Origin of the sequence: Jannaschia halovivens, assembly GCF_046452375.1 — a bacterium.
Classification (GTDB): domain Bacteria; phylum Pseudomonadota; class Alphaproteobacteria; order Rhodobacterales; family Rhodobacteraceae; genus Jannaschia; species Jannaschia halovivens.
The window spans coordinates 350,020-370,370 of record NZ_JBKFDJ010000001.1 but is presented as its reverse complement, the minus strand read 5'-3'; the positions used below and the strand labels follow the sequence as shown (position 1 = coordinate 370,370).

Annotated in this window: 21 protein-coding genes; 13 read left to right on the top strand and 8 right to left on the bottom strand. The window is 68.1% G+C overall.

What is annotated here, in order from left to right:
- Positions 1-66 precede the first annotated feature (66 nt).
- From argC to ACK8OR_RS01885, 9 genes are all read left to right on the top strand, one after another.
- Positions 67-984, top strand: coding sequence for an N-acetyl-gamma-glutamyl-phosphate reductase (gene argC, locus ACK8OR_RS01925; protein WP_410187784.1), 918 nt, complete (start codon positions 67-69; stop codon positions 982-984).
- Between the two features lie 58 nt (positions 985-1,042).
- Positions 1,043-1,567 carry a tetratricopeptide repeat protein gene (locus ACK8OR_RS01920; RefSeq protein WP_410187783.1) on the top strand — a complete coding sequence of 175 codons (525 nt, stop codon included), beginning with the start codon at positions 1,043-1,045 and terminating at the stop codon, positions 1,565-1,567.
- A 76-nt stretch (positions 1,568-1,643) separates the two neighbouring features.
- Positions 1,644-2,684: a FliG C-terminal domain-containing protein gene (locus ACK8OR_RS01915; protein ID WP_410187782.1), complete on the top strand. Its 1,041-nt coding sequence runs from the start codon at positions 1,644-1,646 to the stop codon at positions 2,682-2,684.
- A 562-nt stretch (positions 2,685-3,246) separates the two neighbouring features.
- Entirely contained in the window at positions 3,247-4,251 is a 1,005-nt protein-coding gene (locus ACK8OR_RS01910; RefSeq protein ID WP_410187781.1) for a ligase-associated DNA damage response exonuclease, read from the top strand.
- Positions 4,248-5,102, top strand: coding sequence for an alpha/beta hydrolase (locus ACK8OR_RS01905; RefSeq protein WP_410187780.1), 855 nt, complete (start codon positions 4,248-4,250; stop codon positions 5,100-5,102). Before ACK8OR_RS01910 ends, ACK8OR_RS01905 begins: the two co-directional genes overlap by 4 nt.
- Entirely contained in the window at positions 5,099-6,715 is a 1,617-nt protein-coding gene (locus ACK8OR_RS01900) for an ATP-dependent DNA ligase (protein ID WP_410187779.1), read from the top strand. Before ACK8OR_RS01905 ends, ACK8OR_RS01900 begins: the two co-directional genes overlap by 4 nt.
- A gap of 73 nt (positions 6,716-6,788) precedes the next feature.
- Entirely contained in the window at positions 6,789-6,974 is a 186-nt protein-coding gene (locus ACK8OR_RS01895; RefSeq protein WP_298431420.1) for a hypothetical protein, read from the top strand.
- A 43-nt stretch (positions 6,975-7,017) separates the two neighbouring features.
- On the top strand, positions 7,018-7,896 hold the full coding sequence (locus ACK8OR_RS01890) for an amidohydrolase family protein (protein ID WP_410187778.1): 879 nt from the start codon (positions 7,018-7,020) through the stop codon (positions 7,894-7,896).
- 34 nt (positions 7,897-7,930) lie between these two features.
- Positions 7,931-8,365, top strand: coding sequence for a GNAT family N-acetyltransferase (locus ACK8OR_RS01885; RefSeq protein WP_410187777.1), 435 nt, complete (start codon positions 7,931-7,933; stop codon positions 8,363-8,365).
- Positions 8,366-8,372: 7 nt separating this feature from the next.
- Here ACK8OR_RS01885 and ACK8OR_RS01880 read toward each other — a convergent pair whose 3' ends face one another.
- The 6 genes from ACK8OR_RS01880 to ACK8OR_RS01855 all read right to left on the bottom strand — a co-directional run bounded on the left by ACK8OR_RS01880 (position 8,373) and on the right by ACK8OR_RS01855 (position 12,981).
- A complete protein-coding gene (locus ACK8OR_RS01880) occupies positions 8,373-9,146 on the bottom strand; it encodes a gamma-glutamyl-gamma-aminobutyrate hydrolase family protein (protein WP_410187776.1) in 774 nt (257 codons plus the stop codon).
- Positions 9,147-9,241: 95 nt separating this feature from the next.
- Entirely contained in the window at positions 9,242-9,670 is a 429-nt protein-coding gene (locus ACK8OR_RS01875; RefSeq protein WP_410187775.1) for a GlcG/HbpS family heme-binding protein, read from the bottom strand.
- A gap of 22 nt (positions 9,671-9,692) precedes the next feature.
- Entirely contained in the window at positions 9,693-10,148 is a 456-nt protein-coding gene (locus ACK8OR_RS01870; RefSeq protein ID WP_410187774.1) for a methyltransferase family protein, read from the bottom strand.
- Between the two features lie 4 nt (positions 10,149-10,152).
- The gene (locus tag ACK8OR_RS01865; protein WP_410187773.1) at positions 10,153-10,530 is read right to left on the bottom strand and encodes a VOC family protein; all 378 of its coding nucleotides are present in this window, start codon (positions 10,528-10,530) and stop codon (positions 10,153-10,155) included.
- Positions 10,531-10,549: 19 nt separating this feature from the next.
- Positions 10,550-12,697, bottom strand: a complete 2,148-nt coding sequence (locus ACK8OR_RS01860) for a malate synthase G (RefSeq protein ID WP_410187772.1) — start codon at positions 12,695-12,697, stop codon at positions 10,550-10,552.
- A 131-nt stretch (positions 12,698-12,828) separates the two neighbouring features.
- Entirely contained in the window at positions 12,829-12,981 is a 153-nt protein-coding gene (locus ACK8OR_RS01855) for a DUF2256 domain-containing protein (RefSeq protein ID WP_410189852.1), read from the bottom strand.
- Between the two features lie 188 nt (positions 12,982-13,169).
- Between ACK8OR_RS01855 and pepN the strand changes: the two genes are divergently transcribed.
- The 4 genes from pepN (at position 13,170) to ACK8OR_RS01835 (ending at position 18,437) form a co-directional block, all read left to right on the top strand.
- A complete protein-coding gene (pepN, locus tag ACK8OR_RS01850; protein WP_410187771.1) occupies positions 13,170-15,719 on the top strand; it encodes an aminopeptidase N in 2,550 nt (849 codons plus the stop codon).
- 31 nt (positions 15,720-15,750) lie between these two features.
- Entirely contained in the window at positions 15,751-16,482 is a 732-nt protein-coding gene (locus ACK8OR_RS01845; protein WP_410187770.1) for an SDR family oxidoreductase, read from the top strand.
- Positions 16,483-16,616: 134 nt separating this feature from the next.
- Entirely contained in the window at positions 16,617-17,489 is an 873-nt protein-coding gene (locus tag ACK8OR_RS01840) for a 1-acyl-sn-glycerol-3-phosphate acyltransferase (protein ID WP_410187769.1), read from the top strand.
- A 312-nt stretch (positions 17,490-17,801) separates the two neighbouring features.
- A complete protein-coding gene (locus ACK8OR_RS01835; protein ID WP_410187768.1) occupies positions 17,802-18,437 on the top strand; it encodes a hypothetical protein in 636 nt (211 codons plus the stop codon).
- A 344-nt stretch (positions 18,438-18,781) separates the two neighbouring features.
- On the opposite strand, the gene ACK8OR_RS01830 is transcribed toward ACK8OR_RS01835, so the two are convergent.
- Positions 18,782-18,988, bottom strand: a complete 207-nt coding sequence (locus ACK8OR_RS01830; protein WP_410187767.1) for a hypothetical protein — start codon at positions 18,986-18,988, stop codon at positions 18,782-18,784.
- A complete protein-coding gene (locus tag ACK8OR_RS01825; RefSeq protein WP_410187766.1) occupies positions 18,985-19,653 on the bottom strand; it encodes a recombinase family protein in 669 nt (222 codons plus the stop codon). The genes ACK8OR_RS01830 and ACK8OR_RS01825 overlap by 4 nt, the downstream gene beginning before the upstream one ends.
- Positions 19,654-20,351 lie beyond the last annotated feature (698 nt).

Here is a 20,351-nt window from a genome sequence, read left to right as displayed (position 1 = left end):
ACGCCCGCGCCCATTGCGATGGCGCGCGGCGCGGCGTATCCCCGCGGCACAATTTGGAGGCGAGCCATGACCACATCGGTGTTCATCGACGGCGAGGCCGGAACCACCGGTCTTCAGATCCGCGAGCGGCTGGAGGGGCGCGACGATGTCCGCCTCGTCCAGATCGACGACGCGCGCCGCAAGGATGACGCCGCCCGCCGCGACGCCTTCGCCGCCGCCGACGTGGCCATCCTGTGCCTGCCCGATGCCGCCGCGCGGGCGGCGATCGACCTCGCCGGCGACACCCGGATAATCGACGCCTCGACGGCGCACCGGACCGCCGCGGGCTGGGTCTACGGGATGCCCGAACTTCCCGGCCAGCGGGACCGCATCCGGTCGGCCGCGCGGGTCGCGAATGTCGGCTGCTACGCCACGGGGTCGATCGCGATGATCCGCCCCCTGACCGAAGCCGGCATCCTGCCCGCCGACCATCCCGTCACCCTCACGGGCATCTCGGGCTATACCGGGGGCGGCAAGTCGCTGATCGCGGAATATGATGCGGGAACGCTGCCGGACTACTTCCTCTACGCGATGGGGCAGTCCCACAAGCACCTGCCCGAGATCGTCGCCTATGGCGGGCTCGACCGCATGCCGCTCTTCCAGCCATCGGTCGGGGCCTTCGCGCAGGGCATGGCGGTGCAACTCCATCTCCATGCCGACCACCTGCCGGGCGAAATCGCGGGGCACGCCCGGATCGAGGCCGCGCTGCGTGATTTCTATGCGGGCGATCCCTTCGTGTCTGTCGAACTTCCGGGCGAGCGTGTCGAACCCCAGTCGCTAAACGGCAGCAACCGGATGGTCCTGACCGTGCAGGGGGACGGCGCGGGCCGCGTGACCGTGGTCGCGGTGCTCGACAATCTCGGCAAAGGGGCCTCCGGGACAGCGGTGCAGAACCTCAACCTGATGGTCGGCGCGCCCGAGGATGCCGGGCTCGCCACGATGTGATGCGACTTGGCGGGGGGACGTGCTAGGCTCTGCGGCGAACCCGCATCCGGAGTATGCCATGCGCCCCCTCGCCCTCGCCGCCATCCTGACCGCCCTCCCTGCTCTCGCCCTCGCCGCCGGTGGCGAGCCGTCGACGCCGACCCAGACCTCCGAGAGCTGCACAGGCGCGCAGGTCTTCGACGCCAAGACCAAGACCTGCGTCGATGCGCGCGACAGTCGCCTCGACGACGACACGCGCCTCGACGGCGCGCGCGAGCTGGCCGCCTTCGGGCGTGCGGATGACGCGCTGACCGTCCTCGCCACGCTCGACCGCCCCGAGGCGGCCGATGCGCTGACCGTTCGCGGCTTCGCGACCCGCAAGAGCGGCGATTTCGCCGGGGCCATGGTCCTTTACGAAGCGGCGCTGGCGCTCGATCCGGGCCATGTCCTCGCCCGGAGTTACATGGGTCAGGGCCTTGCCGAAGCGGGCCGCATGGACGAGGCGCGGCTTCAGCTGGCGCATCTGCGCGCGCACGGGGCGCGGGGCACGTGGCCCGAGATCGCGCTCGCCGCCGCCATCGCGGGCGACACCGTCGGATATTGAGGGTCGCGGCAACGGAACGTTAAGGCGCGGCCGCTAGAGATCCGGGCACCCCCCGACCCGAAGGCTGCCCGCGCCGATGTCCGACCTGACCCCGACCCTCGGCGCCGACGCGCCCGTCCGCCAGCTGTCGCCGCGCCAGAAGGCGGCCGTGGTCATCCACCTTCTCGTCTCCGGCGGCGTCGATCCCGGCATCCGCGAATTGCCCGCGCATCAGCAGCGCCGCCTCGTCTCCGATCTCGCTGATCTGCGCTTCGTGGACCGCCCGACGCTGGCCGCAGTGGTGCGCGAATTCGCGGGCGCGCTCGATTCCATCGGCCTCCACTTCCCGCGCGATCCCGCCCGGATCATCGCCGGGTTCGACGGCGCGCTCTCGCTCGAGGTGGTCGAGGCGATGACGGCAGAACTGGGCGACAACCTCGTTGTGGGTGACGCGACCTGGGCGAAGCTTGCGGCGCAACCCGACGCCGATATCGCCGAGCTGTTGACCGAGGAGAGCGACGAGATCTGTGCGATCGTCCTGTCGAAGCTCGTCCCCGAGCGTGCCGCCCGGCTGCTCGGCCAAATGGACGAGACGCGCGCCAACGGCGTCACGGCGGCCTTCTCGCGCACCGGCGAGATCGGGCCCGCCGCGCTGGCCCGGATCGGCCTCGCGCTCGGGCGCCAGACCTGTGCCGCGCCCGCGCGGGCCTTCCCCACCTCGCCCGAGGCTCGGATCGGCGAGATTCTGAACGCGGCCCGGTCGGATTTGCGCCGGGGGCTGCTCGACGCGCTCGACGAAAGCGACGCGACTTTCGCGGGACAGGTCCGGGCCAGCGTTTTCTCCTTCGAGAACGTGCCACAGCGGCTCGATCCGCGCGACGTGCCGCGCGCGCTCCGTACCGTGCCGCCCGACAAGCTGGCGGCGGTGGTGGCCGGTGCGCCCGAAAGCCAAGCGCCGGTCGTCGATTTCCTGCTGTCGAACATCTCGACGCGCCTGGCGTCCCAGATCCGCGAGGATGCCGCCGAGCGCGACGACGTCCAGCCCGAAGAGGCGGAGGCCGGAATGCTCGCCGTCATCGCCGCCATCCGGGAGGCCGAGGCTGCGGGCGAATTGCAGCTGAAGCCGACGGATGGGTAGCGGTTCAGCAGGCCGCAAGGCCTTCGGGCGAGACAGGGATGATTTGGGAGAGCGGCGACAGGCTGGCCCTTGGTATAGGCACGCGGGAAGGCCGCTTGGGTTAGGCGAAGCGGCGCCGAACCATACGCGAGACGGCAATGTGAGGAAGGCACCGTGATGGACGCGGATCGGGCGCAGGGTGACGAGGCAACCCGCAAGATCAGGGCGTCCCTTGCGCCGTCCATCGGGCCGACCGGATCGACGCCGCTCCTGACCGATCGGTTGGGATGAGGACGGTCGGACGCATCAGGGAGTGTCACGACGCACGCATTCCGATCTTGCGTCCAAGCCACACCGCGCCGCCCCATCCCGAAAAGGGGCCGACCTGAACGCCAGGGCGTCGCGCCCGAACGGTTGGCCATAGCCCCTGCGCCCCACACCTGAACCCCCAGACCCCGCGCCGACCCTGCACTTGTCCTGGCGCCTGCCATTTCGGCCTCCCCCGCCGCCACAAATCCGATGGCAGAGCGGCCACGCCGATCCCGCCCTGTCGTCGACCGGGCCGCGCCCTAGCTAGACCGGCATGGTTCTCGAATTCACCGAAAGCGGCATCTATTGCCCCGCCGGGCGCTTCCATATCGACCCGTGGCATCCAGTCGACCGGGCGCTGATCACCCATGGCCACGCGGACCACTCCTATCCCGGCCACGGCCACTACCTCGCGACCCACGCGGCGCTGCCGGTGATCCGGCATCGGCTGGGCGATATCACTGCCGAGGGCATCGCTTACGGCGAACGCCGCGACATCCACGGCGTCACGGTCAGCTTCCATCCCGCCGGTCACGTCCCCGGCAGCGCGCAGATCCGGATAGAACACAGGGGCGAGGTCTGGTGCGTGTCGGGCGACTACAAGACCGCGCCCGACGCGCTCTCGGAGCCGTGGGAGCCGGTGCGCTGCGACGCGTTCATCACCGAATGCACCTTCGGCCTGCCGGTCTTCGACTGGGAGCCTGAGGACGTCCTGACCGATCAGCTGAACGGCTGGTGGCGCGCCAATCGCGAGGCCGGGCGCACCAGCCTGATCGGCGCTTATTCACTGGGCAAGGCGCAGCGCGTCATGACCATGGCCGACACGCAGATCGGGCCGATCCTGACGCATGGCGCGGTCGAGAACACCAACGCGGTGTTGCGTGGCCAGGGCGTCGCCCTGCCCGAAACGATCCGCGTGACACCCGAGACGGATCTCAAGGCCCACCCCGGGGCGCTGGTGATCGCGCCGCCGGGTGCGCTGGCGCAACCTTGGGCGCGGCGCTTCGGCGCCCAAAGCCAGGGGATCGCATCGGGCTGGATGGCGCTGCGCGGCGTGCGGCGCAGGCGGGCCGCCGACCGGGGCTTCGTCATCAGCGACCATGCCGACTGGAAGGGCCTCAATGCCGCTATCGCCGAGACCGGGGCGACCCGGATCTTCGCAACGCATGGCTACACCACCGTCTTCCGGCAATGGCTGGAGGAACAGGGCTTCGACGCCGAGATCGTGCAGACGGAGTTCGGCGACGAGCTGCTCGAGGCGGAAGGTGCCGAGGCATGAGCGCGGCCTTCGACGCCCTGCGCCGGGTCACCGCACCTTGGATCGAGCGCCCGCTGCTGGCGCTGCCTGTGCCCTGGACCGTCCAGCGCCGCGCCTTCGCCCTGACCTTGCCGATCATCACGGAGCGGCTGGGTCTCAGGGCCGAGTGGCGCGATCTGGGCGGCATCCCGGCCCGCGTGACTTTGCCCGAAGCGGCGTCGGGGCGCATCCTCTATCTCCATGGCGGCGGCTTCGTGATGGGCTCGCCTGACGGCTATGCGGGCTTTGCCGGCCACCTCGCGCGCGCGACGGGGATGGAGGTCTGGGTGCCCCGCTACCGGCTTGCGCCCGAGCATCCCTGGCCCGCCGCCCCCGACGACACCCGCCGCGCCGCCCGCGCGATGCCGGGCCCGTTCCACCTCGCCGGGGACAGCGCGGGCGGGACGCTGGCGCTCGTAGTGCTGCAGGACATGCTTGCGCGCGGGACGGCGCCGCAATCGGTCACCCTGATCTCGCCCGGCACCGATCTGCGGCCCGACCGCCAACCCGCCTCGCATCGCGAACTGCTCTTCAGCGAGGACACGCTCCGCCGCTTCCAGCGCGCCTATGTCGCCGGGGCCGATGCAACCGATCCCACCGTGTCGCCGGTCTTCGGCTCCTATCGGGGCGCTCCCCGGACCCTGATCGAGATCGCCGAGGGCGAATTCCTCGAATCCGACGCCCGCCGCCTCGCGAAGGGGATGCAGGCGGACGGGGTCGCGGTCGCGCTGCACGCCCAGCCGGGCGTGCCCCATGACTACCACATCTTCGCGGGCCGCTCGGCCGCCGCCGACCGCGCGCTGGTCCGGATCGCGGGGCATATCGGGCAATGAAGCGCTTCGCCCGCCTCTTCACCGCGCTGGACCAGACGACGAAGACCAGCGTCAAGACCGCGGCTTTGGCCGATTACTTCCGCGACGCGCCCGATGCCGACCGGCTCTGGACCATCGCGCTCCTGTCGGGGCGGCGGCCGAAGCGGACGGTGACGGCGACCCGTCTGGCCGAATGGGCGGCCGAGATCGCGGGGCTGCCGATGTGGCTCTTTCGGTCCAGCTACGACGTCGTGGGCGACCTCGCCGAGACGATCCACCTCGTTCTGCCCGACCCGAAACACATCGCCGAGCGCAGCCTGTCGGACTGGATCGCCGATATCCGGGCGCTGTCGAAGGCCGAGGAGCCCGAGAAACGGGCGATGATCGAGGCGGCGTGGGACGGGCTGGCCGGCGCCGAACGCTTCGTCTTCAACAAGCTCATCACCGGGGGCTTCCGCGTCGGCGTCAGCCAGAAGCTGATGACCCGTGCGCTGGCGCAGGCGACGGGCATCGAAGAAGCCGAGCTGGCCCATCGGATCATGGGCAACTGGACGCCCGAAACCACCAGCTACGAGGCACTGATCGTCGCACCCGACCCCGAGGCGGACCTGTCGCGCCCCTACCCGTTCTGCCTTGCGCACGGGGTGGCCGATGCGGCGGGGAGTGGCGACGGGCCGGAGGTTCTGGGCGATCCCGCCGACTGGCTGGCCGAATGGAAATGGGACGGAATTCGCGGCCAGCTGATCCTCAGGGGCGGGACGCATCACCTCTGGAGCCGGGGCGAGGAGTTGATCACCCATCGCTTTCCTGAATTTGCGCGGGCGGGGGACTTCCTGCCCGACGGGACCGTTCTCGACGGCGAAATCCTCGCCTGGGACGGGGCGGCGGATCAGCCGATGTCCTTCGCCGCCCTCCAGAAGCGGATCGGGCGCAAGACGGTGCCGAAATCGCTCCTGACCGAGGCGCCCGCGATGCTCTATGCCTACGATCTCCTCGAGGACGGGGGCCGCGACATTCGAGCGACCCCCTTCGCCGAACGACGCGCCCGGCTCGAAGCCCTTTGCGCCGATCTGCCGCCCGACGCGCCGGTCAAGCTGTCGCCCATCGCTCCGTTCGAGACGTGGGACGACCTCGCCGCGACCCGCGCGGAGGCGCGCGACCGCCAGTCCGAGGGCATGATGCTGAAACGGCGGAGCTCGCCCTACCATGTTGGCCGCAAGAAGGGCGACTGGTGGAAATGGAAGCTCGATCCGCTGACCATCGATGCGGTGATGGTCTATGCGCAGGCCGGGCATGGACGGCGCGCGAACCTCTATACCGATTTCACCTTCGCCGTCTGGAAGGGCAACGATCTGGTGCCTTTCACCAAGGCCTATTCCGGCCTGACGGATGCCGAGTTCCGCAAGATCACCCACTGGGTGCGGCGCAACACGCTGGCCCGGTTCGGTCCCGTCCGGCAGGTCCCGGCCGAGCAGGTCTTCGAGATCGGGTTCGAAGGCATCCAGCAGTCGACGCGCCACAAGTCCGGCGTGGCGCTGCGCTTTCCCAGAATGCTGCGCTGGCGCACCGACAAGCCCGTGCAGGAGGCGAATACCCATGACGACCTTCTGGAGATGCTGGCGCAATACGGCTGACCGGACCGGCCGCCCTGCCCCACGCGCCCGGAATGTGCTATGCTAACGGCGTCAACCATGGAGGGAGGACATCATGCTGCAACAAAGCGAAGCCGTGCGTCAGGCCCACCGTCTTTACGATCTGATGGGCGACCGGTCCGAGGCCCACGCGGCCGAGCGGGCGCGATCCGAGCGCGATGCGGGCGACCGCGAGGCCGCGCGCGGGTGGGAGATGATCCGGCGCGTCATCCGGATGCGGCGCGGCCCGAACGAAAGCTGAGGCGCGACTGGACGGCCGCCCCGGCGCGGGGCACACCGGTGCGATGAGCCTGCCGCGATCTGCCCCGCCGCCGCCCCCCGTCCTGCCGAACCGCCAGGCCCCCGAAGGTGCCTGCGACGTGCATATCCACATGCTCGGCGGTCCCAGGGACGCGCCGCTTTGGGACGGTCGCGTCGAGGACCCGGCCGAGGGATGGGATTTCGACGCCTATCTTGCCGCCTACCGCGCGCAGATGGACGCGCTTGGTATCGCGCGGACCGTAATCGTCCAGTCGATCCTCTACGGCGCCGATAACAGCCTGATGGCGCGGGGCATCGCCGCCCTCGGGCCGGACCGGACGCGCGGGATCGGCCTCGTGACCGACGCCGCGACGGATGCCGAGCTGGACGCGCTGGGCCCCGCGGGGATCGTCGGCGTGCGTTTGAACTACGTCCATGGCGGCGTGCTGAGCTGGGATGGCGTCGAGGCGATGGCCCCCCGCCTCGCGGATCGGAATCTCCAGGTTCAGATGCTCCTCCGGGCCGAAGATCATCTCGTCGATCTCGCGCCACGCCTCCGCGCGATGCCTGTGCCTGTCGTGCTCGATCATATCGCTTGGCCCGATCTCGCCGCCGGGATCGATGCGCCCGGCTTCCGGGTGCTGCGCGACCTTGTGGCTGAGGGGGCGATCTGGGTGAAGCTCTCTGCGCTCTACCGCCACTGCGCGCCGCGCTATGGCGCCGCCGACGCCCACGTAGCGGCCCTTCTGGCGGCGAACCCCGAGCGGTGCCTCTGGGGTTCGGACTGGCCGCATATCATGATGGGCGGAGCAGAGGCGGCCCCGGCGGGCGTGGCGCTCGACGCCTTCGACCGGGTCTGCCCGGACGACGGGGTCCGCTACCGCGTGCTAGTCGCGAACCCGGAGCGGCTCTTTGGCTTCTGATCGCCCCCGAGTCGGTCCCGTCGATCCTACGGCGTTGCAAGGGCTCTACCATGCGGCCTTCCCCGACGAGGATCTCGCCCCGCTGGTCGCCGCCCTTGCGGCCGAGCCCACGTCCCAGCACCTCACGCTCGGCGGGCCGATCGTGGCCCATGCCGCCCTCACGCGCTGCGAGGTCGGGGACGACAGCGCGTACCTGCTCGGGCCGGTGGCCGTCGCGCCGGAGGCGCAAGGTCAGGGCCATGGCCGCGCGTTGATCGAGGCGGCCATCGCCGAGGCGGATGGCGCCCGCGTCATGGTGCTGGGCGATCCGGCCCTCTATGGAAAATTCGGGTTCTCGGAAGATCGCGCGGTTGCGCCGCCCTACCCGCTTCCCGACGCGTGGCGCGCGGCATGGCAGGGGACGGGTCGCCCGGTGGCCGGCGTCCTGAGGGTTCCGGCGCCGTGGCGCGATCCGGCGCTCTGGTCCTGAGGCGCGGCTAGCCCACCGCGCGCAGCGGCGCTGCCCGACCGGCACGCCAAGCCCGGCACGCATCGCCGAACGCCTCGAAGAGCGGGCGCGACGCGGGGTCCTCGGCGGCCTTGTATTCCGGGTGCCACTGCACCGCGAGGCAGAAGCCCGGCGCGCCGTCGATCAGGATCGCCTCGGGCGTGCCGTCGGGCGCGCGCCCGTCGATCACCACGCGCGAACCCGGCTGGTCGATCCCCTGCCCGTGCAGCGTGTTCGTCCGGACCGTGTCCGCCCCCATCAGACGGGCATAGGGCCCGCCCGGCGTGAAACTCACGTCGTGGCGCAGCTCGAACTTCTCCTCGAGCGTGCCGTCGGGCGGCATCCGGTGGTTGTCGCGGCCCGGCAACTCGCGGATCTCGGGATGGAGCGTCGAGCCGAAGGCGACCGCCACCTCCTGAAAGCCGCGGCAGATGCCCAGCACCGGCTGCCCCCGCTCGACCGCCGCGCGGATCAGCGGCAAGGCCACCCGGTCGCGGTCGCGGTCGAAGGCGCCATGGGCCTCGGTTTCGGCGTGGCCATACTCCTCGGGATGCACATTGGGTCGCCCCCCGGTGAAGAGGAACCCGTCGAACAGCTCCAGCAGCTCGTCGGTCCGCGACACGGCGGGATCGGCCGGAAAGGTCAGCGCCATCGCGTCCGAGACATGCGCGATGGCATCCGTGTTCATCGACCCGTTGGCATGGGCGGGATACTGGTCGTTGATGAGAAAGGCGTTCGAGATAATGCCGACGATCGGGCGCATGCGGTCCTCCGGAATTGGAACGGTTCTAACCCGAGCGGCGGCGTGGGCCTAGTCCCGCTGACGCAGGGACGTCTCGGCCCGTTCGCACAACCCGTTCAGGCTTCGCCCACCAGGTTCGCGGCCTCGATCCCAGCCAGACCCGCCTCGGCATCGTTGTCAGACGTGTCGCCTGTGACGCCGATCGCGCCGATCACAGCCCCCTTCTTGTCCCGGATCAGGATGCCGCCCGGCACGGGCACGACCTGCCCGCCATAGGCACCGTTCACGGCGGTCATGAAATAGGCCTGCGCTTCGGCCCGCGCCATCTGCGCCCGGCCCGCCATGCCCAGCATGATCGAGCCGTACGCCTTGCCGTGGGCGATGGGGAAACGGCCGGGGGCGGCCCCGTCCTCGCGCTCGAAGGCCGTGACGTGCCCGCCGCTGTCGAGGACGACGACCGAGAGGGGCTTCAACCCCATGTCGTGGCCTCGGGCGAGGGTCGCCTTGATGATCTTGCGGGCACGGGCGAGCGAAAGTTCTGGCATGTCAGGTCCTTGCGGGTCGGGATTACCACCGCCGGGTCGCGGCGATGTAGTGGTCGGCTTCGGCACCGAAGATGCGCCGGAGGGTGGCCTCTTCCTCGCGGATGAAGCGGCGGGTGATGACGAGGGGAAAGATGAGCGCGAGGGCCAGCGCAGGCAGGCTCCCGAGCCAGAGACCCCAACCGACCAGCATCGCAGCGAGGCCGGTGTAGATCGGGTTGCGGTTGAGACGGAACGGCCCCTCGACGATCAAAGTCGTGGGCGTGTCGCGCGGCTCGATCGTGGTGCGCCGGCGCAGGAACCAGAGCGCCGCCCACCCGATCAGCGCCAGCCCCGCGACGCCGATGAGGATGCCCGCGGTCGCCACGGCCGGTCCGGACAGGATCGCGCTCGGCCACAACAGCGATGCGCCCAATTGCAGAAGCGCCGTCGCAGCCCACCAGACCGGCGGAATGTCGGGGAAATCGCGGCGCACGGACATGGGATCAGGCCCTCCGCGGCGCGGGCGCGGTCGGCGCGCTGATGTCGATGATGGCCCCGTCCGGATCGCGGATCAGCATCCGGCGCTGGCCGTACTCCGTATCCGCGGGCGGTTGCACGATCTCAGCACCCATGTCGCGGGCGCGGGCGTGGATCGCCTCGCAATCGGCGACGACGAAGGTGAGGACGGTGCCCGAATCCGCGCCGCGTGCGGCCTCGGGCACCGTCTCGTGATCGCGGTCGAGAAGGCCCAGTTCCACACCGGCGACGCCCTCGCTCCCCAGAACGACAAACCAGTCCGAGGTAAACAGCCGCTCGAGCCCGAGGAGCCGTTCGTAGAAGGCGGCGGCCCCCGCCACATCGGCTGAGAGCCGGTTCACCATCAGCCGGTCCACTACCGCCCTAGCCCGCCTTCAATTCGAGCCGACGACGATGGAGCACCGGCTCGGTATAGCCCGACGGCTGGTCCCGGCCTTGGAACACAAGGTCGTTGGCGGCCTTCCATGCGATCCCGTCGAAGCCCGGCGCCATGGGCGTATAGGTCGGGTCGTCCGCGTTCTGGGCGTCGACCTTGGCGGCCATCTTGCGCATCCCGGTCTCGACCTGGTCCTCGGAGACCACGCCGTGATGCAGCCAGTTCGCCAGCGCCTGGCTGGAGATGCGGCAGGTCGCGCGGTCCTCCATCAGCCCGACATCGTTGATATCCGGCACCTTCGAGCATCCGATGCCCGCATCGACCCAGCGCACGACGTAGCCTAGGATGCCTTGCGCGTTGTTCTCGATCTCGGCGGTGACCTCGCTTTCGGACAGGTTGCGCCCTTCCATGACCGGGATCGTCAGCAGGTCCGCCAGCGTTCCGCGCGGCCCGCCCGCCGCGATCTCGTCCTGCCGGGCGAGCACGTCGATGCGGTGATAATGCGTCGCGTGGAGCGTCGCGGCGGTGGGCGACGGCACCCAGGCACAGGTCGCCCCAGCCTCGAGATGGCCGATCTTCTGCTCCAGCATCTCGGCCATCCGGTCGGGCATCGCCCACATGCCCTTGCCGATCTGCGCCCGCCCCTTGAGGCCACAGGCCAGCCCGATATCGACGTTGCGGTCCTCGTAGGCGGCGATCCACGGCGTGGACTTCATCTCGCCCTTGGGCAGCATCGGCCCCGCTTCCATCGAGGTGTGAATCTCGTCGCCCGTGCGGTCGAGAAAGCCCGTGTTGATGAAGGCGACGCGGTTGCGTGCGGCCCGGATGCATTCCGTCAGGTTGGCCGAGGTGCGCCGCTCCTCGTCCATGATGCCCAGCTTCACGGTATGGATCGGCAGGCCCAGAAGCGCCTCGACCCGCGTGAAGATCTCGTCGGCGAAGGCGACTTCGGCGGGGCCGTGCATCTTGGGCTTCACGACATAGACCGAGCCTTCGACAGAGTTGCGCGGGCCGTCCTCCTTGGCCAGATCGTGCATGGCGATCAACGTGGTCACCGCCGCATCCATCAGGCCCTCGGGGATCTCGCTGCCATCCGGCAGACGGATCGCCGGGTTCGTCATCAGGTGCCCGACATTCCGGATCAGCATCAGGGCGCGGCCCTTCGCCGTCACCCGCCCGCCGTCCGGCGTGTTGAATTCCATGTCGGGGTTGAGCACGCGGGTGAAGGTCGTGCCGCCCTTGGCCACCTCCTCGGTCAGGTCGCCGCGCATCAGCCCGAGCCAGTTGCGATAGGCGACGACCTTGTCCTCGGCATCGACGCAGGCGACCGAGTCCTCGCAATCCATGATCGCCGAGACCGCGGATTCCAGATGCAGCGCGTCGAGGCCCATCGCGTCGTCGCGGCCGATATCGCCGCTCCGGGTGATGACGGGCACGATGCCCAGCCCATTGTTGCGCAGAAGGATGCGCAGCGTGGCGCCGTCGCGCACCCAGCCTTCGTAAGCCTCCGGTCGCGCCAGCGTCAGGTCGCGGTCGCCGGCCTTCAGGACCAGCGCACCGTCGGCTTCATCGAGTACGGTCACGTCCGCCCAGGACGCCTCGACCAGCGGGACGGCTTCGTCGAGAAACGCCTTGGCGCGGGCGATCACGCGGGCCCCGCGCGCAGGGTCATAGCCCGAACTGTCCGGCAGGTCGCCCAGCGCATCGGTGCCGTAGAGCGCATCGAAGAGGTTCCCCCACCGCGCGTTCGCGGCGTTCAGGGCGTAGCGGGCGTTGGTGATCGGGACCACGAGTTGCGGGCCGGGCGTCGACGCGATTTCGGGGTCGACATTGGATGTCTCGATGGTGAAGGGCCCGCCTTCGGGCACGAGGTAGCCGATCTCGGTCAGGAATTCGGTATAGGCCGCGGCGTCATGCGGCTGGCCGCGCCGAGCGATGTGCCAGTCGTCGATCTTGCGCTGGAGTTCGGCCCGCTTGGCGAGGAAGGCGGCATTTTTCGGCGCGAGATCCGTGGCCAGCGTGGCCAGCCCGGACCAGAAATCGTCGGCCTCGACGCCGGTGCCGGCCAGGGCCTCGTCCTCGATGAAGCGAACGAGTTCCGTGGCGATATCAAGGCCGTACTTGTCGGTGCGCATGCATCCCTCCTCGGCTGCGATGCGGCTTAGCTAGAGCGTCGGTTTTCAGTCGGCAACCGCAATTGGTCAGGTTCTTTGACCGCCCGGCGGATCGGGCCGCGGCACGGGCGCCCCGGACCCTCGGAAATGCATCATTCCTGGGCGGGTCGCGCCCTTCGGCACCGCTCCGAACAGTAGCGCACCTCGTCCCAGACCTTGGCCCATTTCTTGCGCCACGCGAAAGGCTTGCCGCAGGTCGCGCAGGTCTTCTGCGGCAGGTCGCCCTTACGCACCATCCGGGCCATCAGGCGAGCCGCCAGCGGGCGGCGAAACATGCAGAGAAGACGGACATCGGACCCCCGGTGGCCAGGATGCGCGAGACGCGCGTGCCCGTCAGATAGTCCGCGATGCGCCCCTGGCCCACCCGCCTTTCGCATTGGCACCACGCGCGCCACCGCCTACTTCTGGCGAACCCCTAGGCCCCGGAGCTCCGATGCGCGACACCGACACCCCCGCCCCGCAGACGATCCATCTGGGCGACTACGCGCCCGTCCCCGTCACGGTGACCCATGTCGACCTATCGTTCCGGCTCGATCCGCTGGCGACACGGGTTCACGCGCGACTGACCTGCGAGCGGCGGGGACCGGGCGAGATGGTGCTCGACGGCGAAGGGCTGAAGGCGCTCCGCGTGACGCTCGACGGGGCCGAGATCAGCCCCGTGATCGACGGCGACCGCATGACGATCGCCGACGCGCCCGACGCCTTCCTTCTGGAGACCGAGGTCGAGATCGCGCCCGAACGGAACCTCGCGCTCTCGGGCCTCTACATGTCGAACGGGATGTATTGCACGCAATGCGAGGCCGAGGGCTTCCGGCGCATCACCTGGATGCTGGACCGCCCCGACGTGATGGCGACCTACGACGTGGAGATCGACGCCGATCTGCCGGTCTTGCTGTCGAACGGCGATCTGGTGGGCGACATGACCGAGGGCCATGCCAAGTGGCACGATCCTTGGCCGAAGCCGACCTATCTCTTCGCGCTGGTCGCCGGGCATCTCGTCCCGACGACGCATTCGTTTACCACGATTGAGGACCGCGCGGTCGAGCTGAACGTCTGGGTGCGTCCCGGCGACGAAGGGCGCACGGCCTATGCGCTCGACGCGCTCGAGCGCAGCATGGCCTGGGACGAGAAGGTCTATGGCCGAGCCTACGATCTCTCGGTGTTCAACATCGTTGCCGTCGACGACTTCAACATGGGTGCGATGGAGAACAAGGGCCTCAACATCTTCAACTCGCGCTGCGTGCTCGCCTCGCCCGAGACCGCGACCGATTCCGATTACGCCAATATCGAGCGGATCGTGGCACACGAGTATTTCCACAACTGGACCGGCAACCGCATCACCTGTCGCGATTGGTTCCAGCTTTGCCTGAAGGAAGGGCTGACCGTCTTCCGCGACCAGCAGTTCATGGCCGACGCGCGTTCCGCCGCCGTCCAACGGATCGGCGACGTGTTGACGCTGCGCGCGCGACAGTTCCGCGAGGATGCCGGCCCGCTGGCCCATCCGGTGCGACCCGAGAGCTTCGTCGAGATCAACAATTTCTACACCGCCACGATCTATGAGAAGGGCGCCGAGGTGATCGGAATGCTGCGCCGGATCGTGGGGTCCGACGGTTATGCCAAGGGCTGCGCGCTCTATTTCGAGCAGCATGACGGGGACGCGGCCACGATCGAGGACTGGCTCGCCTGTTTCGAGGAGGCGTGCGACGTCGACCTCACGCAGTTCAAGCTCTGGTACACGCAGGCGGGCACGCCGCGGATCGGTGTGACCGAACATTTCGCCAGTGGCGTCTGGCGGCTGGAGTTGACGCAGGACGTGCCGCCCACGCCCGGTCAGCCGGAAAAGGCCCCGATGGCGATCCCGCTGGCCTTCGGGGCGCTGGATGACGGGGGGGCCGAGGTGCTGGAGACGCGCGTCCACGTCCTCGGGACGGCGACCGAAGTGCTGGAATTCGAGATGGACGCGCGACCGGTGCTCTCGATGCTGCGCGGCTTCTCGGCGCCCGTGATCCTCGACCACGACCAGTCCGACGCCGACCGTCTGGTGCTCCTGGCGCATGACACCGACCCCTTCGCGCGGTGGGAGGCTGGGCGCGCGCTGGCCAAGGATCGCCTGATGCGCGCCGTGTCCGAGGGGCGGTACTTCGACGCGGCCTGGCTCGATGCGCTCGCCGCCCTCGCGACCGACGGCGCGGCCGATCCCGCGTTCCGCGCGCTGGCGCTGGCGCTCCCGTCCGAAGACGATCTCGCAGGTTCGCTTCATGCAGCGGGCGTGGTGCCCGATCCCGACGCGATCTACGCCATCCGGCGGCGCGCGCAGCTTGCCATCGCCGAGCGGTTGGGCCCCGATCTGGATGCCCTGCGCGAGGCGATGCGCGTCCCCGGTGCCTACGACCCCAGCGCCGAAGACGCCGGCAAACGCGCCTTCGACGCAACGCTCCTCCGGCTCCGGACCATGACCGACGGCGGGACCGCCGCGCGGGCCGCTTATGACGCAGCGGACAACATGACCGACCGGATGGCTGCGTTCACCTGCCTGCTCGAAGCCGGGGATGAGACCGTCGCGGGTCGGTTCGAGGCCGATTGGAAGGACGACCGGCTGGTGATGGACAAATGGTTCATGGCGCAGATCGCCCATGCCGCGCCGCGCGATGCGGTCGGCACGGCCGAGCGGCTGACGACCCATCCCGACTACGACGCGGGCAACCCCAACCGCTTCCGCGCCGTGGTCGGCGGTCTTTCGGCCGGCAATCCCGCCGGGTTCCATACGCCCGACGGGCGGGGCTACGGCTTCGTGGCCGACCGCCTGATCGAACTCGACCGCGCCAACCCGCAGACCGCCGCGCGGATGTCCACCGCCTTCGAGACGTGGCGCCGCTGGGACGCGGACCGCCAGGACCTGATGCGCGCCGCGCTGGAGCGGATGCGCGACGGCGCGACCAGCCGCGACCTGATCGAGATGACGACGCGGATGCTGGGCGACTGATGCGCACCGCCCGGATGGAGACGGAGACGACATGACCCGGAAGACCCTGCTCATCACCGGCGCATCCTCGGGCATCGGGGCCGCCACCGCGCGCCTGGCCGCAACGGATCACGACGTGGCGCTGCACTACAACGCCAACGTCCGGGGGGTTGAGGAGACGACCGAAGCCTGTCGCGCGGCCGGTGCGCGCGTCGCGGTCCTGCAAGCCGATCTGGGCGACCCCGAAAACGTCGCCCCCCTCTTCGAGGCGTTCGATGCGGAATTCGACCGCCTCGACGGCCTCGTGAACAACGCGGGCATCGTGGATGCCGCCGCCCGCGCCACGGAGTTCACCCCGGCCCGCGTGGCCCGGATGGTGGCGATCAACCTGACCTCGCCGATCCTCGTGGCGGGCGCCGCGGTCCGACGCATGAAATCAGGTGCGGCCATCGTCAACGTCTCGTCGGCCGCGGTGCGGTTCGGATCGCCCGGGCAGTACGCCGATTACGCGGCCACCAAGGGCGGTCTCGAGGTGTTCTCCAAGGGCCTTGCGCAGGAACTCGCGCCCGACGGCATCCGCGTGACGGCCGTCCGCCCCGGCATCATCGCGACCCCGATCCACGGCAAGGGCGGTCAGGCGGATCGCGTCGACCGGCTGGGCCCCACCGTGCCGATGGGTCGTGCGGGCACCGCCGAGGAGGTCGCGCGCGCCATCCTGTGGCTTCTATCGGATCACGCCGGCTACGTCACGGACACCGTGCTCGACGTGTCGGGCGGCCGCTGATTCGTCGGCAAGGCGCGGCCTGCGGGTCCAAACGACTCGATTTGCGGTAGAAGTAGGAGGATGTGCCCCCTATTTCAGCTAAAGAAGGACGGAGCGTCATGCGCCCGTCACGTCTGCCCGATCCAAGGTGCGTCATGAAGGACCGACTCGACCCGCTGATCGCCGAACGCGCGCCCTGGCTGTTCGATCGCAGCCTGACGTCGCGCGCCGCGTGGACTGTGCTGGGCCGTCTTCTGGCCTATGAGCGTTCGGTCGAGATCGGGACGCATTACCTCGACCTGCCGGTCGACGCGATCATGGCGGACCTCGCACGCCGCATCGCCCGCCGCGTGACCTCGGACGGGTTGGATCACGTGCCGCGATCCGGGCCCGCGCTGATCGTGGCGAACCACCCGACCGGCATCGCCGACGGCATCATCCTGCAGGACCTGTTGATGCGGCGGCGCCCGGACGCGTTCTACTACGCCAACAGCGACATCCTGCGCGTGCTGCCGCAATTCGAGGACATCATCGTCCCCGTCGAATGGCGCGAGGAGAAGCGCAGCGTCTCGAAGACCCGCGAGACGATGGCCGCGACCCGCCGCGCGCTCGATGCCGGGCGGATCGGTGTGATCTTCCCCGCCGGGCGCCTGGCCAAGCGACGCGGCCTCCGCCTGCATGAACGCGAATGGATGGCGAGCGCCGCGATGATCGCCCGCAAGTTCGAGCTGCCGGTCATCCCCGTCCACATCCGTGCGCGCAACTCGGCGATGTTCTACGGGTTCGACGCGATCCACCCGACGCTACGGGACATCACGCTCTTCCACGAGACACTCAACAAGGACGTGCAGCCCTACCACGTCACCGTCGGGCGCCCTCTCGACGGCGCTGCGCTCCCGAAGGACGCGCATGACGGCATCGAGGTTCTGCGCGAGGCGACCCTCGCCCTGGGCAACCAGCGCCATGGCGAGATCAAGCTGACCGAAACCCGCCCGGCGTTCCGCCTCTTCAAGCCGCGCACGGCCTGATTGGGTTCGTCCCCGACCGTCCCACAGAACGACGAACGCCGCCCCCGAAGGAGCGGCGTGTCATGGACCTTAAGGGCGGTGGTGCGGTCGAGAAGACTCGAATCTCAATAATTTGCACGAAAGCCCTTATTTTTATGGCTATTTTGGCGCACCGTCACACCGAAAAGTGTGACAACTGGTGTGACATTTTGGCGTGAGTCTAGCCGGTCAGGCAGCTACGTTCGGCCATCACGTGGCAACGTCTGCTAGCGAGCATATGTGTGGGGCAAGTGATGAAAGGTTAGCGTTTTGCGATACTACGTCGAAGAGCTTGTGCCCGCCACCGTGCTGCTACGTCAGGGAATCTACCTACAAACATGCGCTCATATCGAGCTGCTCGCATGGCGCATAATTCAGATGACAGAGGGTGAGCGGTTCAGCCCTTGGCGCAAGTTGCACGAGTATCTGCAATTGAAGCTCAACACACGCGGGATAGTGAAACGCCTACGAAAATGCGCGACCAAGTGTCATCCGGCATGGGGTGTCCGCATTGCGGCGCTTGCAGACGCGATTGCCGACGGGCTTCCCAATCGCAATCTCGCGGCGCATGGGGCATGGCAGTGGCACCCGTCCGGCAAACTTCAAGCGGAGCACTACCTTAGGCTTGAAGGTGAAATGCGCTACATCTCAGCGCGCTACTCAAGTCGCCAGATCGACATGGCTCTTGATGATGCCAATTTGATACTAGTCGAAGCTGTGCGTATTCACGACGCGCTTGCGCAGTCTGGCCGAAGGTATGTCAGCCTCACCGCCGCTAGCCTTCGCGGCGCTGACCATTCGAATTCAGGCAGTGGCGCGGAGGAAGAGCAAGAAAACTTCGTGCCTGAGCAAAACGCAGCGCCGGATTCGCCGGGGCGGCGTGGTGCGAAGGCACGTCAGCTCAGCAGCGTCCGTATGCCGTTGCCGTAATTTCTGTGAATCCGGTCCTGACAGCCACTGCGGCCCTTTGGCGCGATGGGGCCTACCCCCCTAGTGGGTCCCTGCCGTCGATATCCGGGCCACTGACGCACGAGTCCCTATCTGACGGCTGCGGAGGCTCGCGCGGATCGCTCTTGCCCCTGTATGGGCCGCTATGGGCTGGGCTGGGGTCAGCATCCCCGCTAACGCGGGCCGTCAGGCGAGGCGCTGAGGTAGCGACGGGACGGACCGGCGACCCGACTCCATCGCCATCGGGTGACATGACGCGAGAACGCTCCGCAGAGCGCGGCGTGCGAGGTGCTGGGTGGACGGCTAAGGGGTAGTGGGGCTTTGGCCTAGTTCAGCCCCACTACCCGCCTGCCCTCGCTCTCTGGGAGTGTGTCGAGGTTGTCGGCGATCACGCGCAGCATCTCAGCGACTTGATCCAGACTATAGCCTTCGTTCCGCAGCATTCGCGCGACGAATTCGATCCGGCGCAACGGCGCGTCGGGGTCCTTCGGCTGCGGCGGTGCGGGGGGCAGGCGACGACGGCGATGGGTCATTGGCTGAGTCGGCGCTGGACATTGGCCACGGTCGCAGGGTGCCACGTCCCGCCTCGGGCCGTGCGGATGCCTCGGCGGTTCAGTTCGGCGGCGATGTGAGCGAGGGGGCCGGGTCCGATCTCCGCCAGCGTGGGGACGAGGTCATGGGCGAAGGCGTCAGCCTTCTTCCTTATGGCCTTCACCGCGTCCCTGTTGCCCTTCGCAGCACGTCTGAGGGCGTCAGCCCCATTAGGGTTGCCTAGACGCGTTCCACGGGCCTTGGCGGCGGCTAGAGCGGCGCGGGTGCTCCTCGCGATGCTCTCGCGCTCTTCCTGCGCCACAAGGGCCATGATCCCCACGGTCAGGTTATTGGCGTGCGGCATATCGGCGGCAACGAAGTCGACTCCCGCGTCCCTGAGGGTCAGGAGGAAGGCCGCATTCCGGGAAAGTCGGTTGAGGCGCGCGATCACAAGCGTCGCCCCCGTCAGCCGGGCTTCCCGGATCGCGGCGGCAAGCTGCGGGCGGTCGTTATCCTTACCAGATTCAACTTCCACAAATTCCCGGAAATCGGCGCTGGCCCCGACCGATTTCGCGTAGGACTCAATGGCCGCGCGCTGGGCTTCAAGGCCCAGACCAGACGCCCCCTGCCGTTGTGTCGAGACTCGCATATAGGCGACGATCTTCATGGAAACCCCTTATTCTTATGGCTGTATAGAAACGCCTAACGAACGTTACGCAATTCTATACGGGACCGATGCCGATTCGTGGAGTCCAATCAATGGTTTAGGAGATATGTTACAGGAAATTGATGCCGGATGCTTAAGACAACTGAACCGATCAGTTCAGTTCTGTTGCAGATCGCACGCCGCGATATCGCACGCGCAAGGGCCACCGGTCATCGCGCAATAATATTACCAATCGGGTAGGCTATTCTACCCGATTATTACGGCAGCCATAAAAATAAGGGCGTTGGACATCGTTGGACAATTTTGGACAGTATCCAACTCGCTATCTCATTGAAAAATATGGGTTCTTGGACACGTTGGACAAGTTGGACATAAAAAGACGGGAACTGCGAGTGAAGTCCCCGGATGCCGTGCGCCACACGCCCGCGCAGATAATGGCATTAAAAAGATTAGAGATTTATATTGTCCAACATGTCCAACTGTCCAACAGTCTATAAAAATAAGGTGTTTCAGGCGTTGGACATGTCCAACATTTGTCCAACGATGTCCAACGCCCTTATTTTTATGGCCCGAACGCGCGGCTGACGCCGCCAGTCCCCAGAAATGCCACTCCTACAGCCCCAGAGGCCCATTTCACTATATCGCGCGGCTGACGCCGCCGGTCCCCCGCACGCCCATTTCACCAGAGCGAGCGGCAG